An 18,335-nucleotide genomic window follows, 5' to 3' on the forward strand; every position below is an offset into this window, starting at 1 on the left:
ATCAATGATTTATGCCCTGTCGCGGCCGCTCGGCGGCCGCTTCCGGGGCATAATCGGGGCTAGGGTAAATTTCGTGTGGCTGGGGGTATCGGGTCACCCAATCAATTGCTTGATCACTGCGACCGGGGAACTCAGTCGCCCTTGCCAGGCGCCGCCGAGAAATACTTCTCGTACTTGCCTTCCTGACCATCGAATTCCTTGGCTTCGGGCAGTTCGTCGATCTTCTGGGTGATGTTCGGCCACGTCTTGGCGTGTTCCAGATTGATCTGCAGCCACTTCTCGATATTGCCTTCGGTATCAGGCTTGATCGCGTCCGCAGGGCATTCGGGCTCGCAGACACCGCAATCAATGCATTCGTCCGGATGGATGACCAGCATGTTTTCACCCTCGTAGAAGCAGTCCACGGGACACACTTCGACGCAGTCGGTGTATTTACATTTGATGCAATTGTCGGTGACGACGTAAGTCATCCAGAACTCCGGAAACGATCGATATTCAGTGTTTGCGTAGCGCACCAACCCCGCTGCCGCAAGGGATGCAGCCGGCATAGGTCAGGGCATTTCGACCAAGGAAAAAGCCTGCCACGAAACCATCGTTGGACGCGGCATCTAGCCTAGATAGTTACTCCGGAAGGTGTTGCAAATCGGTATAGAGCACACGCGCCGCAGTGGCATCGCCGCGCCGTTCCGAGAAGCCCTCGACCTTCATCACCCGCACGGTGCGATCCAGCGCCACCGTGAGCACGTCGCCGATCTTCACACCATGGCCCGGCGATTTCTCGCGCTCGCCATTGATGCGAACCTTGCCGCCTTCCACCAGCGCAGCGGCACTGGTGCGGGCTTTGACCACCCGCGCGTGCCACAGCCATTTATCGAGACGCTGGCGCTCCAACCGACACACCACCAAATGGCGGCTCGGTGCCGCCTTACATGACCTGCATCAATCCTTGCGGCCGCTGAGCTGTTCCTTGAGCGCGGCGAGTTTCGCGAAGGGGGAGTTCGGATCGATCGGACGGTCCCGTTCGCGCGGTGCGGCCGATGTGGCGAATGGACGGGTTGCACCGCCGCGGTCGTTGCCACGGCCCTCACGGCCCTTGTCGCCGCCCTTGAAGGGACCTTTGCCCTTGCCCTGGAAGCGTTCGCGCTCACGCGGCGGACGGCCACCCTCGCCCGGCTTGCTGTCGCGGTTACCGCGATTGCCACGGTTGTCGCGGTTCGGCGCACCTTCGGCGGAGACCGCGGCGGCCGGTGCATCGCTGCGCGGACGGCGGAACTCGTTGTTATTGTTGCGATCGCGGCGCCCTTGGCCTCCGCGGTCATGCCGCTCGCGCTGCGCGCCATCGGCCACGGCGCCTTCGGCGGGAGCCGACTGCGCAGCGCCCTGCGAGGCGTTGGTATTACGATGGTGGCGGTTGCGGTCGTGACGCGGCGGACGGCGTTCTTCCGAACGGCCACCCGGGCGCCAGACTTCGACCAGTTCGGGCTCGGCAGCGACGGCAGGAACCGCAGCGGCGTCGCCCTCGGCAGGCGCAGCAGCATCGGCCACTGCAGCAGGTGCGGTCTCGGCAACAGTCTCGGTTTCGGCAACGGCCGCAGCGGGCTCTGGCTGCGCTTCGACGGAAGCCGTCTCTTCAACGGGCGCAGCCTCAGGCGCGGTGCTGGGCACCAGCGCGACTTCAGGCAACAGCGATGCCGACGGGGCGGCTGCAGCTTCCTCGGCCGGGGCTGCTTCGGTCGCAACCTCGGCAGGTGCGACATCCGTAGCCGCGATGTCAGCCGTCTCGGCCGCCTCAGCGGCAGCCTCGACCGCAATGACATTGTCCTCACCGGGCTTGTCAGACTCGGCAAGTCCCACCAGGGCGTCGGGCTGATCGCCCGTGTTGTCGTCAGCCTTGACCTCAATCGGCGTCGTCGCAGCAACCGGCTTCGGCGGTGCCGGCGGCAGCGGCGCCTTCTTCTCCATGCGATAGCCCAGGGCACGCAGGATCGAGGCGAAATCCTCGCCGGCCGAACCGGTGAGCGAGGTCATCGCCTGCGTCACCACGAAGTGGCGGCCATCGAAAGCGCCGGCGGGCTTCTCGCCCGGCGAGGCTTCGCGCCAGGCCAGCGCAGGACGGATCAGATCGGCCAGACGTTCGAGAATATCGACGCGCACCGCGCGCTCGCCGCACTGGCGATAGCCCAGCACGCGATAGGCATCGCGATCGAGCAGCTTGTCGACCGGGAAGGATGTACGGCCCGACCCTGCGAGATGCTGTGCGCTCGACAGCGCCGACATATCGACATTGTCCTGCTTCAGCGCCCAGAGCAGCGCCGCGAGCGAACGCCCCGCAGGCTTCAGCAGGCCGGGAATATAGATGTGATAGGCGCCGAACCGGACGCCGTATTTGCGCAAGGTCGCGCGCGACGGCTGATCGAGATCCTTCATCTCGGTCGCGATCTTCTGCCGCTCCAGCACGCCCAGCGCTTCGGTGAGCTGGAACGCGATGCCGCGTGCGATACCGGTGATGTCTTCGGCCTTGGTGAGATCGAACAGCGGCCCGAGCAGCTTCTCGATATGCGTCTTCAGCCAGAGATCGAGGCGAGCCTGAACCGCATCGCGCGGCGCGCCGGAGAGGCGCTCATCAGCGATGATGCGGAGACGGGGATGCAGCACATCGTCGGCTGCGACCAGACGGGCCACCGCATCGCCGGTCCAGCGCATTGTGCCGTCGGAGGCGAGCACGAACTGATCGTCCGGTGCATTGCCGAGTTTCTCGGCGCGCGCGTCGATCTCGCCGGCCAGCGCCTTCAGCGCCGTGGCCTGCAAGGCCTTCGCATCCGAGCCAGCCTCGGCCGCATCGGGCAAAAATGTAAATCCGTCGAGACGGCCAATTACATGGCCCTCTACGATCACTTCGCCCGTCTTACCAATTTCAGTATTCAGCATCGTGTTTTCCCGCAAGCGGCGCATCAATACACTGGTACGACGATCAACGAAACGCTCAGTGAGCCTCTCATGAAGGGCATCTGACAGTTTATTTTCCAATTCGCGCGAAATTCCCTGCCAATGATCAGGATCTGAGAGCCAATCGGGACGATTTGCCACGAATGTCCAGGTCCGGATTTGCGCGATTCGGCCCGATAATGTGTCGATATCGCCATCGGTTCGGTCAGCTTGCGCGATTTGAGCGCCAAACCAGGCATCGGGGATGCGCCCACGCTGCATCAGGAAGTTGAAGATAGTGACTACCAGCTCTGCGTGTGCAGCGGGCGCGATGCGGCGGTAATCTGGAATCTGGCACGCATCCCACAATTTCTCGACGGCGGCCTTGCCCTGCGCCATCTCGCGCACATCGACGTCACGGACGGCATGATCGAGCACGCGCAGGTCCTCGGCGATCGGCGCACGGGTCAGCGCCTCGTGGCGCGGCACCTCCGCCAGCGACACCTGCAGCGACGCGATCGATGAGAAATCCAGCTTCGAATTGCGCCACTGCAGCACCTTCACCGGCTCGAAGATGTGGTTCTGCAGCTGATTGACGAGTTCGGGCTCGAACGGCTCGCAGCGGCCTGTGGTGCCGAAGGTACCGTTGCGTGTGGCGCGGCCGGCGCGGCCGGCGATCTGCGCGAATTCGGATGGTGTCAGACGGCGGAATTGATAGCCGTCATATTTGCGATCGCTGGCGAAGGCGACGTGGTCGACGTCGAGATTGAGGCCCATTCCGACCGCGTCGGTTGCCACTAGGTAGTCAACGTCGCCGTTCTGGAACATCGCCACCTGCGCGTTGCGCGTGCGCGGCGACAGTGAGCCCAAGACGACTGCCGCGCCGCCGTGCTGGCGCTTGATGAGTTCGGCGATGGCGTAAACCTCATCGGCCGAAAACGCGACAATTGCTGTCCTGCGCGGCTGCCGCGTGATCTTGCGATCGCCGGCGAATTCCAGATGCGACAGACGCGGCCGCGTGACGATGCTGGCGCCGGGGAGCAAACGCTCGATGATCGGGCGCATGGTGGCGGCGCCAAGCAGCAGCGTCTCGTCGCGGCCGCGGCGATGCAGGATGCGATCCGTAAAGACGTGGCCGCGCTCCAGATCTGCCGCGATCTGGATTTCGTCAACGGCCAGAAACGACACGTCGAGATCCCGCGGCATGGCCTCGACGGTGGAGACCCAGTAGCGCGGCTTGGCGGGCTTGATCTTCTCTTCGCCGGTGATCAGCGCCACGGCTTCGGGGCCGACGCGGTCCAAAATTTTATTATAGACCTCGCGCGCCAGCAGGCGCAGCGGCAGGCCGATGATGCCCGACGAATGCGCGAGCATGCGCTCGATGGCGAGATGGGTCTTGCCGGTATTGGTGGGGCCGAGCACTGCGGTGACGCCGGCGCCGGGGGCCCTGCCGTTGGACAGCGTGGGCGGAGAAGACAAAAAGGCCATGTTTTTCAGATATTTCCGCGTCGCCGACTGTCAAGGACGGAGACAGGTTACGACGCTTCAGAGCCGCGCTTTTTGATGGTTTGGAACGAGTCCGGAACGAAAGCGGCCCGAATCGGTGACTCGGCACCTCCATGGCCGCATCACCCCAACATCTCGCGCTGACATTCTCCGAGACTGACTAGATCAAGTTTGTGACAGCGCAACAAGGGCCGACAAATCCCCGAAGTTATGAACAGCGCACGGACTCCGAACCGGCTTTGAGTCAAGCCGGGATCCTGCGCAAATCCTGCGGCGCGTTTGCGACGATGCTGCGATGGCGCACTTTGTCTTGCGGCCATGTTGCGGCAGCGTCCCGTCTCGGTCCCTCATGGTGAGGAGCGCGACTTCGCGCGTCTCGAACCATGAGCTGGCGAGGCCAAGACCTGTCACCATCCTTCGAGACGCCGCGCAAGGGCGCGGCTCCTCAGGATGAGGCCGGTGTGTGGAGCCGCCTCCTTTAGAACTTGCCTCGTTCTCTCAGTTCGTCTTGGCCACGGCCTTGGCGGGCGCGGGGGTGGTGACGAATTCGGTGGCTTCCAGCATGGCGACGCCAAGCGGGGTCGGCACCACCATGCGATACGGCACCAGCACGCGGGTGCCGGCGATCGGCACCAGGGTCACTTCGATATTGCGCTGGGCGGCAAGATATTTGATGGCGGCGCGGTCGGGCACATAGCCGGCGATCGGCGTGAAATAGACGGCGCAGACGATGGCAGGCCCGCGATAGCCCTTCTCGGCCTTCACGCTTTCCATGCGCTTGTAGTCGAGCTTGAGATCGTAGCGCATGCGGCCGTCGAAGATCGACGCGCCGGTGCGGCACGAATCCGGCGTCAGCAATTCGCCGGTGCCGCCGACGCGCATCAGCGAGCCGGTCATCGGATCGATCACGTTGCGGCGATGGGCATCGGTGATCGGAATCTTCTCGGGATCGAGCGGCGGCTCCGGCTCGATGGAGAACTCCTTCACATAGCCCGGCGTGATCAGCATCTTGATCGTCTCGGACTTCTTCGCGGAGGTGGTGACGGCCTGATAATTCGACGGCACCAGCGCGCCCGCGACCACGCGGCCGGTGGACTGGCCGGAGCCCGAGCCGCCGGCAAATGCTTTCAGCAGACCGGCGGTGCCGCCGCTGGCGGTCGCGGAATACTGGTCTTCATTGATGTCGATGGCCCACTGGCCCTTGCCCACCGCGATGCCGGCGAGGCTGGCTTCATATTTGGCTTCCAGCTTGCCGCCGGCCAACACCGCCTGGGCGGGGGCCTGAACCGGCACGGCGGCCGGGCTCTGGCCTTGAGCTTGGCCTTGGGTCTGGCTTTGGATCTGGCCTTGCACCTGCGCCGAGGCGTCCACCGGCAAAACCGGCAGCATCAGGCCCGCGGCGACGGCGAAACGCGCGCCAAAGCCCGCAAATCGCACTCTTGCGGGCGCGGCGGTCCGCGCGGTCGTCACCTGTCGGGTCACAAAGCGGGGCGTGCGAGGGCTCACTTGCTGATATCACCTGGTCGGCGATCCCCGGCCAAAGGCCCAGGGCCGCATCGCTCAATTGGGCTGGAGCGACCTGTTTCCGGCCCGAATACGTCGTTTATATGATGGGAACCGGGTTGGATTCCATGTGGTTTCCGCTCGTAGGACGGGCTATACAGCCCCCGAATGCCGGGGGCTTTTGCCGGTTTTGCCGCGACTTTAGCTGGCCGGATATCTTGACGATCGCGGCCAAGCCCCCTATACGTCCGCCACTCCTGAAATGGACGTGATTTTTGACCCCCTGCCCGGCTTTGGGCTCTTCGCCTTTTAGCTGCGGGGATGACAGAGGATTTTCGCCATGTCTCGGCGCTGTGAACTGACACTGAAGGGCCCCCAGGTGGGCCACAAGGTGAGCCACTCGAACATCAAGACCAAGCGCCGGTTTCTGCCGAACCTGGTCAATGTGACCTTCCTGTCTGACGTGCTCGGCCGCGGCGTGCGCCTGCGCGTGTCGGCCAATGCCGTGAAGTCGGTCGACCACCGCGGTGGCTTCGATGCCTATCTGATCAAGGCCCGCGAGAGCGAGCTGTCCCAGAAGGCCGTGCTGCTCAAGCGCGCCATCGAAAAGAAGAAGGCCGAGACCGCAGCAGTCGCGGCCTGAGGCTGACCCGCCGCTCACACTGAGCGGACTGAAATTTGAAAACGGCCGGATCGCAAGATCCGGCCGTTTTTGCTTTTGCTTTCCCGGTCTCCCGCTATGCAGAAACCGAAGCTAAAATTGCAGGCCTGTGTAAGTTCGATTTTAAAGCGTGGATGAGAATCTAAATTTGTTCTACCAATGTTCCATGGCGGACAAAGGTCCTGAGAACGAAGCTATGGATCGCGCGGCACCACGAGTGCAGCCGTCGGAATTTTTACGCGGCTTTCGACCGGAATATTATTCCGATACGAAAAAGAGGCCAGACTACTCGCTGACAGCCTCCTCCCTTGAGTACTGCTTGGAGACGATAACAGCTCGAAATCAAACGCATGATTTCGAAATTTTCTGCCGCAAATTGTGCGAGCGCGCGATCTGCCCAAACCTGCGTCCTCAAACTGGTCCAGACGGCGGCGGAGACAGCAAAGCCGATACCGAAACTTTCGCTGTAGCGGATGAAATTTCGAATCTCACTTACATTTCCGAAGCAAACAGCGGCAATGAAAAATGGGCATTCGCCTTCAGCGCTAAGGCTAGATGGGCTCAGAAGGTGCGCGATGACGTAGCGGGCCTAATCTCAACAGGCAGAAATTACGATCGCATTATCTGCGTTACGAGTCGCTTTGCAAAAGCAAAGACGCGAGCCGCCTTAGAAGACGAGCTATCTCAAAAGCACAGCATTCCAATTACTATCCACGATCGCTCATGGATAGTGAACGAAACCATCGCGAAAGATCGCACTGATCTTGCCTTCAACTATCTAAAAGTCGGGAACCCGCCATCCAATGACGCAAGATTGGGGCCAAAGGATTATTCACGATCACAACAGCTCGTCGATATTGAGAAGGCAATTGACGACCCCGATGCTTTCAAAGGCATGGAGCTTCAACTCGTTTCTGAAGCTCTTGTAGCCGCAAAATTATCGAGATCCCTCGAGCGCCCCCGCACCGAGACCGACGGAAGATTCGCTCGTGCTGTTCGCGTCGCCAATAAACACGGCGTATTTCGCCAAAAGCTGGAAGCACGATACGAACAGATACGGACAGCTTTTTGGTGGTTCGATGATTTCTCCTATCTAAACGAGACCTACTCGGAATTCGAATCACTCGCCATCAATTCTGATCATTCAAAAAACTTGGAGCTCCTTGGCAACGTCAACCAGCTCCTTTTTGTTTCGATAATTCACGGTCATTTAAGTCCGGAAGAATGTGCGATCACGGATCGAACGGATCGACTCATTCAGGCCCTGACGAAATGCGCGAAAGACACCACTCGACCAAACAATAGTTTGGAAGCTGAGGCAGCATTGTTACGCTGCGAACTGAACAAAGCTACTGCATTTGGAACACCAGACGCGCTCCCCACCATCTGGCAAAAATTTTCTGAAGTGCTCAAGAAGGCCAAGGGCCTAGGCGAGTTCGACGCGGACGCACTCGCTTCGATAATTGAAATATCTGGGCAGATCGCTGGCAACGACTCGAGCTACAACAATCTGGTTGAAGACTTAGCAGAATTTGTTTCTTCTCGAAAAAGCGAAGGCGAGGGAGCTCTAGTCCTACTCAAACGCGCGCAAAAACTCGATCTAACGAACAAGTACGACATCATTCGCTTGTTGGGCAAAGCGACGGTCAATTTAACAAAGCGCGAATATTCAAATTACCTCATTGAAGCGACACTGCTCTTGGCCGTCGCTTACAAGAGCGCCGGACTGCTGTGGGCCGCTCGCGCAAGCTGCAGCTTTGCTGCAGCTTGCGTTATCATTTCAGGTGAAGAAGACAGCGAACTTCCAGTCACCATCTTCCCAACCATGAAAACTTGGGCATGGATCGCGCTTGAACTTGGCCATCTACCGGATTTTCTATACGGCTTTCAGTTAATCAACGGGTGTGCGTCGGGACTCCCCCTGACTGAAGAATCGGAAAAGCTCGTCGCTGAAGATCTGCAGATGCTCGACGCAGCACTTGGAAGCATCGTTTTAAATTTGCAGACGAGCGAGCTTAAAACACTTGAGAATGTCCCGGATACACTTGAGGCAATTGGCCTCTTTGTGTCTCGCACGTGTGTACTCTTCTCACTCGGGTACGAAGACGAACTTCGGGCCGATGGCAGCATACCTCAACAAGAAACCAAGGAAAGCGCGATCGAATTTCTTTCGCTGCTCAAGAGCCAGCCAGCCGGAGAAGAATTCTGCAGTCCTCTAATCTTGAATGCTGACGAAAGACAGATTTTCACAAGCCGCATTATCGGAATGCGAATAGAAATTGAGATCGGCACAAGGGATTACATTGTAATCGCAGAGTGCATACTGGGCGCACTTGAAGCATTCTTCGCAACCGTAATCGAGAAAAGCGGTGTCCCTCACGCTGAATGCTTTCGCATTCAACTGCACGAATCTGACGAAGCAGAACCTGACATCGAAATAAAGGAAATTGAACTCACATTGATTGTGAAGTGGCCGCGCAAACTTAAGCCTAGTGTTTTTAATCAACAGAGAAAAGTCCAAGATCTTCTTACAATGATCGCAGCCCACGTGATGGGCTCGGCCTTCATTTTCAAAGATAGCAACGTTTTGCTTGAAGACCTCTATACTGATGCCGCAGTTCACCATCGAATGATGATGATTGCGGTCGCATCTAACAGTTTTCACAGAGTAACGTCTCAAAACTATCTCGACCTATCCCATTGGGAGAAGATCGCAAAAAAGAGCTATCCTAATCGAAACAGAAATATCCTCATTCCGAGAATCCATCTAAAGACGAAGCTGAAACCACAGCGTCCTTCAAGCGAAGAAGGCAACGACTTTGAGGCAAGCAACCACAGGGACGTCAACATTAAGTCAGTAATCGACGTTCACGCTTGGGAAAAGGCAAAATGGCGAGGGTGCGGATATCTAACCACTGCTGGAAGCACTATCCCCTTCATGGCATTTTTGTTCGAGGATCAACCAGTCGCCGAAATCATATTCGAGCGATGGATCACTCGTTTCGGTCAAAAAGACGCCGATGATGAAATACTGATCTCTATAGTTACTGACTTACCCAACGAAAGCCCCCATCATTATTGCGTTCAAGTCGCATCCAATCCGACTAACATAAAGAACGGAAAGCCTACTGTCGTTGGCACACGCTCTATGACGATGACGCCACCCAACGGCGACAACTTAGCTCGATTTCTGTCGGCCTATCGTCGTGTAGGAAGCTATTGTCTCATCCCCGGATCCGGCCTTTTAACACCAAGTTTCAGCTTCAATCTGGCCATTGAAAAGCAAAAGCTGGCTATCAAGCGTGCTAGTGAAGTGAACGCTAACGATATAGAGGCAGCGTCCTTGCGAACTCGTGGCATCAAGCTCGCAAGTGACGCGTAGTAGACAAACGCCTTCTCCCATTCGAGTCTACTCCCATCAAATCGCCCCATTTTCCCCGGGAACGCAGCGCAGCGTGCGTCGTTCTTAACCCGGTTGCCCCGCACGCGGCGCGCGCAACTCACGGCTCTTATCGCAATCAAAGAATCGCCTCGAAGCCCTTGTGGCGGATGACATCGAGCAGGACGAGCGTCGGTCCTTTCGGACTTTCCGTGCCGCGCTCGAGCTTGGAGACATAGCCGACCGTCAGCTTCAGGTAGCTTGCAAACACCGCCTGGCCGAGATTGGCCTGCTCACGAAGGGCCTTGATGTCCTCGCCCGTCAGCTCAGCCGGACCTGCAAGAGCGGCGGCACCGCCGAGGTGACGCATCGTGATCTTGTTGCGGACAACGTCTGTCAGAACACCACCGGCGTGCATGTCACGCGCCGTTTCCAGCAGCTCCAGGGTCAGGCGGGTGTTGCCCTGTCACGCGTGCTGTCCCGGCCTTTTGCCGGCCGTCATCGCACGCTTTTTCGCGCCCTTTGTTAGTCGGGTTTTTTAGCTGTCGAGGTCATCGCGAACCTCTCGTCTGATAGAGATATCACGGGATTGGTAACATTGAGCAGACGCGGCGACCTCTCCCCGGCGGGGAGAGGTGCGGCACCGCCCTGATGTGCACGCGAAGCCCTTTCGAAAATGAAAGACGCGGCGATATCGGTACGAGGTGCCGGTCAACGAAGTGAGCGGGCGGTTTCGGTCCGGGTTGGTGCCGTCGCGGCCGTCATTTCCGTCCGCGGTGCCAGGACTCTCAGCTGATGCACAGACGCCGTGGAGGTTGGCGCCGCCGACTGTTCCTGGACGTTCGCAGCTCCCAGCACGCGAACCTGCACCGCCGATATCGGCAAACCCGCCGATCCATAGGTCGGCAACTCCGCAGCGAAGCCGGCGCAGCCACCCGCAATCGAGATCACGGCCGCGACGGCGATCGATAAGGTCATCTTCACTATTAATCTCCTCGTAGGATTGAACGAGGGAGCCTAGACTTCTTTTGCTGCACTGCACAGTTCAATACCGCATTGCAACATTGCAGTTTCCGCACATCGCGCCAGCCAGCCCCGGCCTCCCGGACCTGCCCCGGCGCGACCTGAGGTGCTTTCCGAATATTCCGATCACAGACTGCAACGAAACGGTCATCATCGATCTGGTGGTCGCGGCACTCCCCTACGCCAAACGGACCATCGGTTCCTCATGTCGTGGAGCGCGCCGTTACCGAACGCCTTCGGCAGTTCGACGACATGGCATTTTGGGATCGGTTTCTGGCGCAGTTTCTCATAGCGGTTGGTGCTTTCGAGCGAATGTCATGTGTGCGACCCCGCCCGGAGAGGATGTGGTCTCGATCTCGTAGTCCTTCTCGAGACCCTCCACGCCATCCCACAGGCGTACGCCGCGGCCGAGCAGGATCGGAACCACCACGATGTGCATGTGATCGACGAGGCCGGCGGCAAGGAAGTCGCGGATCGTGGTGGGACCTCCGCCGATGCGCACGTCCTTGCCGGCCGCAGCCTCGCGGGCCGTCTCAAGGGCCTCGGCAGGCGAAGCGTCGATGAAGTGGAACACCGTGCCGCCCTCCATTTCGATCGATGCGCGCGGATGATGGGTGAGGACGAAGACCGGCGTATGGAACGGCGGGTTGGGACCCCACCAGCCTTTCCAGTCCGGATCCTCATGCCATGTGGGAGGACCGAACTTCCTGGCGCCCATGATCTCGGCGCCGATCCCGGGCGCGAACAGCCGCAGGAACGCGTCGTCGATGCCCGCCGTGCCGCCGGGCTGGCCGAGCATCTGGCGACCCCATCGGGTCGCGAACATCCATTGGTGCAGCCGCTCGCCGGCATGGCCGAACGGCGCGTCGAGGCTCTGGCCTTCGCCGGTGGCGAAACCGTCGAGCGAGACGGAGACATGTTGGACACGGGCGAGTGCCATGGGCTGGCGCTCCTTCCTGCTGTTGATTGAATTTCCCCAGGCCGTTCCGGAAGCGATGGCGCTACTGGTTGATCTCGGGCTCGACAAGTTTCGTGAGCTTGCGCAGGGATTCCTGCCAGCCGAGATAGCAGGCCTCGGCCGGGATCACGTCGGGTACGCCCTGCTGCTCGATGTTCACCTCCGTGCCGACAGACACGGCCTTCAACGTCACCGTGACCTTCATCTCGCCCGGCAGGTTGGGATCATCGAAGCGGTCGGTGTAGACGAGACGCTCACCGGGAACGAGCTCCAGATAGGTCCCGCCAAAGGAGTGACTGCCGCCCGTGGTGAAGTTCCGGAATGACATCCTGTGATGGCCACCGACCTTCGCATCCAGCTCATGGACGGTGCATGTGAATCCGTAGGGTGGGAGCCAGCTCGCAATCGCGTCTGGTTCGAGGAACGCGCGATAGAGCTTCTGCGGCCTGGCGGCAATGACGCGATGCAGACGGATCGTGCTGGGCATGGGCTTCTTCCTGTGGCTCGGTTACTTCGGTTGTCGTCCGGCGGGCAGCTTCCGCCGCCCGATACATCCATGACGAACGGGGCCGCCAGGCCCCGACATCTCAGCGGAATAAAAATCCTGACAGTCTCTATATCGCGCTGAAGGATGCGCCCGGCGCCGGGAAATCGTCGCAGGGCTGGTGGTCTATCTCGACGCCAACGGCGATGTGGTGGGCTTCGCTATCGATCAGGCATCCGGCAAGCTCGACCTCACGCGAATCGAGACGTTCGCGCTGCCAGCGGTGAGCGCAGCAGAGTAAGCGCAAGGCCCCTCACCCGCGGACGTTGCGGTTTTTCACCAACGCTTTGCCAGCTTTTGTCATCACTGACCTCGACCAAAAATCTCATTCGTGAGAGTGCTGATGTGCTGCTGCCAATATAGCGCATCACCGCTTTTCCCGCACCAAATCGCCTCATTTCCTCCGGGAACGCAGTGCAGCGTGCACCGTTCTTAACCCGGTTGCGCCGCATGCGGCGCGTGGGACAGATGAGGAGATTTCGATGCAACAGATTTTGAAGAAGGCCGTGTTTTCGAAGGCCTTGCTTCCGCTGGCACTGGCGGGCGCGATTGGCGTCGCGGCGCCGGCCTTTGCCGCCGATGTCTATATGCGCCAGCCCGCCCCGCGGGCCGCCGTGGTGCCGGTGCCATCGGGCCCGCTGACGCTGCAGGATGCGCTGGCGATCGCCTCGGGGATCGGCGTGGTGACGGTGCAGAACACCCATTTCGACGACAACGAATGGGAGATCGAGGGCCGCGATCAATACGGCAAGTGGATCCAGGTCGACATCGATGCGCGCACCGGCGAAGTGCGCCATGTGGACCGTTCGATTATCTGATCGGGTGGGAAGTGAGCAAGCGGCGCGCGATGAGCGCGCCGTTTGTTTTTGTGTAGTGTAGTGCGAGGTTGCGATTGAAGCGCGGCTGCGCGTGTTCATCGTCCCCTCTCCCCTTGCGGGAGAGGGTGGCGCGTAGCGCCGGGAGAGGGGTTGCCACGGGCGACGGAGTTTGTGGCTACCCCTCTCCCCGACCCTCTCCCGCCTAGCGAAGCTTCGCTTCGCCTGGGGGAGAGGGGGCATGACCGACGGTGCGTCGTGACACTGGAGTAGCGTCAGCGCCTACCTCAATTTCAATCCCGTCGCGGCTTCCAGTTCGGTCAGCGCCTGCGCGGCTGATGTCACCTTGATCGTGGTCATGCCGAGTTCGCGCGCGGGCTTGAGGTTGACGCCGAGGTCGTCGAGATAGACGCAAGTCTTCGGATCGACGCCCAGTTTGTCGGTCATCATCGTGTAGATGCGCGGATCGGGTTTGCGCAGGCCGATCTTGGCGGACTCGATGACGTGATCGAACAGCACCATCACTTCGGCCACATAGAGCGCGCGGCCGTCGGTGGAGCCCATGGCATTGGCCGGCAGGTTGTTGGTGATACAACCGGTCTTGAATGTTTGCTTGATGCGGCGCAGCGCCTCGACCATTTCGGGGCGGATCTCGCCCTTCAGCAGCTTGACCACATCGCGGCCCGGCACTTCGGCGCCGAGCGCTTTGGACTCGGCGGCGAACAGCGCATCGAAAGTGGCGAGATCGATTTCGGCGCGCTCGAATTTCGCCCAGGCATTCTCGAAATGGTTGTCCGCATTGGTGCGGCGAATGATGTCCTTCGGCAGGCCATGGCTCTGCTCGTAATGCGCAAAGGCCTCGAAGGGCGAGGAGGTGATCACCCCGCCGAAATCAAAGATTACCGCAGAGATCATGTGTTTCCCTTGTTGTTGCTTCGTTGTCGTGCGTGGCCGCGCGCGCTTCACACTCCGACGTCATACGCGGGCTTGACCCGCGTATCCATCTTTACTGAGCTTGACCATCAAGGTGGATTGCCGGGTCATCTAGCGAAGCTCGCTTCGCGCTGCCCGGCAATGACGTGGGGAGAGTTGGCAGCGTCGCCGAATCGAGGGCAGCGGAGCTTGCGGAAAGTCCCCCTCACCCGGCGCTTCGCGCCGACCTCTCCCCGCAAGCGGGGCGAGGTAAAGAAGGCCGTCACCCCGCGACGCGGGCCTCGCCTCCGAGCACCGGGCCGCGCGCATTGCCGACGTCGCGGATCGGGGGCTGGCCGTAGAGCCGGGCATATTCCCGGGAGAATTGCGACGGGCTCTGATAGCCGACCGCATAGCCGGCGCTGCCGACATCGAGCCGCTCCACCAGCATCAGGCGGCGCGCCTCGTGCAGTCTTAGCTGCTTCTGATACTGCATCGGCGTCATTGCGGTGACGGTCTTGAAATTGTGATGCAGCGACGATTCGCTCATGCCGACGCGGTCGGCGAGATCCTCGATGCGGAGCGGGCTGGCATAATTGCTGCGCAGCCAGGAAATGGCCTTGGCGACCTTGTTGCTCGGGCTCTCGGCCAGCGCGATCTGCCGCAGACGCGCGCCGTAAGGGCCGACCAGCAGGCGATACAGCACCTCCTGCTCCAGCAGCGGCGCCATCACCGGAATGTCCTGCGGCCGGTCAAGCAGGCGCAGCAGCCGCAGCGTGGCGTCGAGCAGATCGGCGGAGGCCTTGGCGACGACGACCCCGCGCTCGGGGAGCTGCGGATGCGCGGGCGCATCGGCATGGCCGTTGCCGAACCGGCCGAGCACCTCCTTCAACAATTGCGGATCGATCGCAAAGCCCATGCCGAGATGCGGCTGCGCTTCCGAGGCCTCGACGATGCAGGACGACATCGGCAGATCGAGCGACACCAGCACATAATCGCCAGCGGCATAGGTGTAGGTCTCGGTGCCCAGTTGCAGCCGCTTGGCGCCCTGCGCCACGAGGCCGAAACACGGCCACTGCGCGGTATGCACGAGCTGCGTCGGCTCGGTCTGCCGCTTCAGATAGAGGCTGGCGAGGCCGGTCGGATGGTCGCTGCCATTGGCGGCGTAACGGGCAATGATGTCGGCAATCTCACGAATCGTCTCGGTCACACGCAAACCCCTCAAGCGGCAGGCCTTTTATGCCGAGGTGTATCTAGGTGCAGTGCCGTGGCAGGGAAATGGCTGCGGGATCACTTTTGCAGGATCGTGCAAAACAGATGCAGGATCGCGCTAACACCGACGCGGCTGCATTTGCGATAACAGCGTCAGCCACAGAGCAGATCGGCGAGCCGCCCGCGGGCCTCGGATCTGCCAGGCCATACGGGTATCGGGTCGAACTCCCCGCCTTGCGCGTCCAGACTGTTGTCGGGGCGCGATCACGCCCGGATCGATTCCGCCTCAAAATCTACGCACACGACTGACGATCAAGACAGACATCATCCAGATCCAAGGACATGCCATGACAAGACTGGCAGGAAAAGTTGCGCTCGTGACCGGCGCCGCGGACGGCATCGGCGCGGGCATTGCGAGGCGCTTCGGCGCAGAAGGCGCGGCGGTGATCGTGCATCACGCGGACGATCCCCGCGGCGCGGCGCGCGTGGTCGCCGAAATCGTATGGCGCGGCGGCCGCGCCATCGCCGTCCAGGGCGACATCGCCCGCTGGCCGGACGTGCGGCGGCTCTATGAGGAAATCGCGGCGACCTTCGGCCGGCTCGATATTCTCGTCAATAACGGCGCCTTCGCGCGCAGCGAGGTGGAGGACGTGGTGTCCGAGGACGAGTTGCACCGGCAGCGCGAGCTGAAGGTGTTCGGCGCCATGCTGCTATGCCAGGAGGCGGTGCGGATGTTCGGCGTCGCCGGCGGCAGCATCGTCAATCTCACCGCGCTCGATGGGATTCCGACAGCGCCCGCCTCAACGCCGGACCCCGGCGCCGACGCCGCCATCGATGCCATGACGCGCGGGCTGTCGCGCGCCTATGGCACGCGCAATGTCCGCGTCAGCACCATCGCGCCCGGGATGCTCGGCCCCGACGAACCCGCCGCGATCGACGTGCTCGACGGCAGCGTGCGGAACCGGCAGTTCATCGCTTTGCCCGCTGCGCGCAACCACACAACCGAAGGCATCGCCGACATCGCCGTGGCGCTAACCTGCGACGACAACGCGTATCGTTCCGGCCGCGACATCATGGTGGCCGGCGCCATGCGGTGACGCCGGGAACCCGCTTTCCAGGTTCCTACCGACGTTATGGGCGTGCCTGCGCGGCACGCCCATATTTCTTTTTGCGCATTCGCCGACCAAAGCGTCTCGATTTCTTTCACATCCTATTAACCGCCCGTCACAAAACGGCGAAACGAAACTGTTGATCACCGCGTAGCTGTCAAAGAATTACCGGTTCTGATGCTATGCGTCGGTGATTGTAACGCAGTCCTTTTTGATCGACGAAAGCCAATGCTGGCCCGTAATACATCCGAGACGACCCGCCGGATCTCCCCGCGCTGGCTGCTGGCCGCTGCGGCGATCGTCGTTGTCGGATTCACAGTCATCTGCGGCAGCGTGCTGATGAGCATGCGGCGCGGCGACGAGAAGCTGGCGCACCAGACGCTCGGCAACCTCGCCTCCAGCATCGATGCCGATGTCGCCCGCAATGTGGAACTTTACGATCTGTCGCTGCGCAACGTGGTCAGCAACATGACCTCGCCGGAACTGGTCGAGATTTCGCGACCGATGCGGCAGTTGATCCTGTTCGACCACGCCGCCACCGCGCGCCACTTCGGCGCCATCCAGGTCACGGACGTCGCCGGCAACGTGACGCTGGATTCGTCGACGCTGGATCCGAAGCCGCAGAATTTCGCCGATGAGGAATTCTTCAAGGTCCACAAGCGCGATCCGCTGTTCGGCCTCTATATCTCCAAGCCGATGCTGCATCAGGGCAGTTACGGCATCGTGCTGAGCCGCCGCATCGCGGCGCGCGACGGAACTTTTCTGGGCATCGTCGCCGGCTTCATCCGCTACAGCTATTTCCACGAGATCGCCGATCGCCTGCAACTCGAGCCGAACGACGTGATTTCCGTCATCCGGCAGGACGGCGTGTTGATCATGCGCGCACCGTTTGACATGGAGATCATCGGCCGCGATCTCAGCCGGGTCCCGGGCGTACAGAAAGCGCTGGCCTATTTCTCCGGCTCCCATATCGGCGATTCCGCGACTGACGGCGTGCGGCGTCTTTTTGTCTGGCGTGAAGGCTCCCACCCGCTGATCGTGATGGTGGGGCGGTCCACCGACGTGATCTTCGGCCAGTGGCGCAAGGAAGCGCTGCAGATCGGCGGCGCCATGGCTGCGCTCGGCCTGATCGCCTGCGCGCTGATGCTGATCCTGGCGCGCGAGATGGGCAAGCGCGGCGAGATGGAAGACAGGATGGCACGCCTCGCCATGACCGACGGCCTCACCGGCCTCGCCAACCGACGTCATTTCGACGTGGTGATGGATAAGGAATGGCAGCGCGCCCAGCGCGCCCGCGCACCGATCTCGCTGCTGATGATCGACGCCGACCACTTCAAGGTGTTCAACGACAATTTCGGCCATCAGGCCGGCGACCTCGTTCTGTGCGGGATCGCCTGGAGCATCGCCCGGCATGCCAAACGCGCCAGCGATTGCGCCGCGCGCTATGGCGGCGAGGAATTCGCGCTGATCCTGCCGGGCCTCTCTCTGGCCGACGCCATCGAGCTCGGCGAACGGATCCGCGTCGAGGTGGGCCATCTCGAGCGCGACGGCATGACCACGACGACGATCAGCGTCGGTGCAGCGTGTCTCGTGCCGTCATCGCTGACCACGTCGAACGACCTGATCAGCAATGCCGACAGTGCGCTCTATGCCGCAAAAGCGCACGGTCGCAACCAGACATGGCCGGTCGCACCGCTGCAGAAAAGCCTTGCCGCGTAGCATGATACCATTTGTACGGTTGTAATTAACCCGCAGTTCACCTGACTTCCTAACGCGTCTTCCACCCTT

At 60.9% G+C, this 18,335-nt stretch carries 15 protein-coding genes; 5 read left to right on the top strand and 10 right to left on the bottom strand.

Going from position 1 to position 18,335, the window contains the following annotated elements; translation table 11 throughout:
• Nucleotides 1–131 precede the first annotated feature (131 nt).
• The 4 genes from fdxA to AB7783_RS20745 form a co-directional block, all read right to left on the bottom strand.
• The gene (gene fdxA, locus AB7783_RS20730) at nt 132–470 is read right to left on the bottom strand and encodes a ferredoxin FdxA (protein WP_068730400.1); all 339 of its coding nucleotides are present in this window, start codon (nt 468–470) and stop codon (nt 132–134) included.
• Between the two features lie 151 nt (nt 471–621).
• On the bottom strand, nt 622–891 hold the full coding sequence (locus AB7783_RS20735; protein ID WP_089267756.1) for an RNA-binding S4 domain-containing protein: 270 nt from the start codon (nt 889–891) through the stop codon (nt 622–624).
• A gap of 48 nt (nt 892–939) precedes the next feature.
• Nucleotides 940–4,413, bottom strand: a complete 3,474-nt coding sequence (locus tag AB7783_RS20740) for a helicase-related protein (RefSeq protein WP_441278680.1) — start codon at nt 4,411–4,413, stop codon at nt 940–942.
• 516 nt (nt 4,414–4,929) lie between these two features.
• Nucleotides 4,930–5,901 (bottom strand): DUF3108 domain-containing protein, encoded by a 972-nt coding sequence (locus tag AB7783_RS20745; protein WP_439074446.1) that lies wholly within the window; start codon nt 5,899–5,901, stop codon nt 4,930–4,932.
• 373 nt (nt 5,902–6,274) lie between these two features.
• Here AB7783_RS20745 and rpmB point away from each other — a divergent pair, with 373 nt between their 5' ends.
• Nucleotides 6,275–6,577 (top strand): 50S ribosomal protein L28, encoded by a 303-nt coding sequence (rpmB, locus tag AB7783_RS20750; protein WP_089267758.1) that lies wholly within the window; start codon nt 6,275–6,277, stop codon nt 6,575–6,577.
• 148 nt (nt 6,578–6,725) lie between these two features.
• Nucleotides 6,726–9,977, top strand: coding sequence for a hypothetical protein (locus AB7783_RS20755; RefSeq protein ID WP_441278681.1), 3,252 nt, complete (start codon nt 6,726–6,728; stop codon nt 9,975–9,977).
• A 136-nt stretch (nt 9,978–10,113) separates the two neighbouring features.
• On the opposite strand, the gene AB7783_RS20760 is transcribed toward AB7783_RS20755, so the two are convergent.
• From AB7783_RS20760 to AB7783_RS20775, 4 genes are all read right to left on the bottom strand, one after another.
• Nucleotides 10,114–10,392: a helix-turn-helix domain-containing protein gene (locus AB7783_RS20760; protein ID WP_441278682.1), complete on the bottom strand. Its 279-nt coding sequence runs from the start codon at nt 10,390–10,392 to the stop codon at nt 10,114–10,116.
• A 293-nt stretch (nt 10,393–10,685) separates the two neighbouring features.
• Nucleotides 10,686–10,952 carry a hypothetical protein gene (locus tag AB7783_RS20765; protein ID WP_441279730.1) on the bottom strand — a complete coding sequence of 89 codons (267 nt, stop codon included), beginning with the start codon at nt 10,950–10,952 and terminating at the stop codon, nt 10,686–10,688.
• Between the two features lie 331 nt (nt 10,953–11,283).
• On the bottom strand, nt 11,284–11,937 hold the full coding sequence (locus AB7783_RS20770; protein ID WP_439060003.1) for a dihydrofolate reductase family protein: 654 nt from the start codon (nt 11,935–11,937) through the stop codon (nt 11,284–11,286).
• 61 nt (nt 11,938–11,998) lie between these two features.
• Complete coding sequence (locus AB7783_RS20775) at nt 11,999–12,442, bottom strand: SRPBCC family protein (RefSeq protein WP_439087373.1); 444 nt, start codon at nt 12,440–12,442, stop codon at nt 11,999–12,001.
• Between the two features lie 539 nt (nt 12,443–12,981).
• On the opposite strand from AB7783_RS20775, the gene AB7783_RS20780 reads away from it, so the two are divergent.
• Nucleotides 12,982–13,317, top strand: coding sequence for a PepSY domain-containing protein (locus AB7783_RS20780; protein ID WP_441278683.1), 336 nt, complete (start codon nt 12,982–12,984; stop codon nt 13,315–13,317).
• A 279-nt stretch (nt 13,318–13,596) separates the two neighbouring features.
• Here AB7783_RS20780 and AB7783_RS20785 read toward each other — a convergent pair whose 3' ends face one another.
• Together AB7783_RS20785 and AB7783_RS20790 are read right to left on the bottom strand one after the other, a co-directional pair.
• The gene (locus tag AB7783_RS20785; protein WP_441278684.1) at nt 13,597–14,229 is read right to left on the bottom strand and encodes an HAD-IA family hydrolase; all 633 of its coding nucleotides are present in this window, start codon (nt 14,227–14,229) and stop codon (nt 13,597–13,599) included.
• Between the two features lie 280 nt (nt 14,230–14,509).
• On the bottom strand, nt 14,510–15,436 hold the full coding sequence (locus AB7783_RS20790) for an AraC family transcriptional regulator (protein WP_309942327.1): 927 nt from the start codon (nt 15,434–15,436) through the stop codon (nt 14,510–14,512).
• A gap of 349 nt (nt 15,437–15,785) precedes the next feature.
• On the opposite strand from AB7783_RS20790, the gene AB7783_RS20795 reads away from it, so the two are divergent.
• Together AB7783_RS20795 and AB7783_RS20800 are read left to right on the top strand one after the other, a co-directional pair.
• The gene (locus tag AB7783_RS20795) at nt 15,786–16,535 is read left to right on the top strand and encodes an SDR family NAD(P)-dependent oxidoreductase (RefSeq protein ID WP_441278685.1); all 750 of its coding nucleotides are present in this window, start codon (nt 15,786–15,788) and stop codon (nt 16,533–16,535) included.
• A 240-nt stretch (nt 16,536–16,775) separates the two neighbouring features.
• Nucleotides 16,776–18,266 (top strand): diguanylate cyclase, encoded by a 1,491-nt coding sequence (locus AB7783_RS20800; RefSeq protein ID WP_439060008.1) that lies wholly within the window; start codon nt 16,776–16,778, stop codon nt 18,264–18,266.
• Nucleotides 18,267–18,335: the final 69 nt, after the last annotated feature.

This window comes from Tardiphaga sp. 172_B4_N1_3 (genome assembly GCF_052076035.1).
Classification (GTDB): Bacteria; Pseudomonadota; Alphaproteobacteria; order Rhizobiales; family Xanthobacteraceae; genus Tardiphaga; species Tardiphaga robiniae.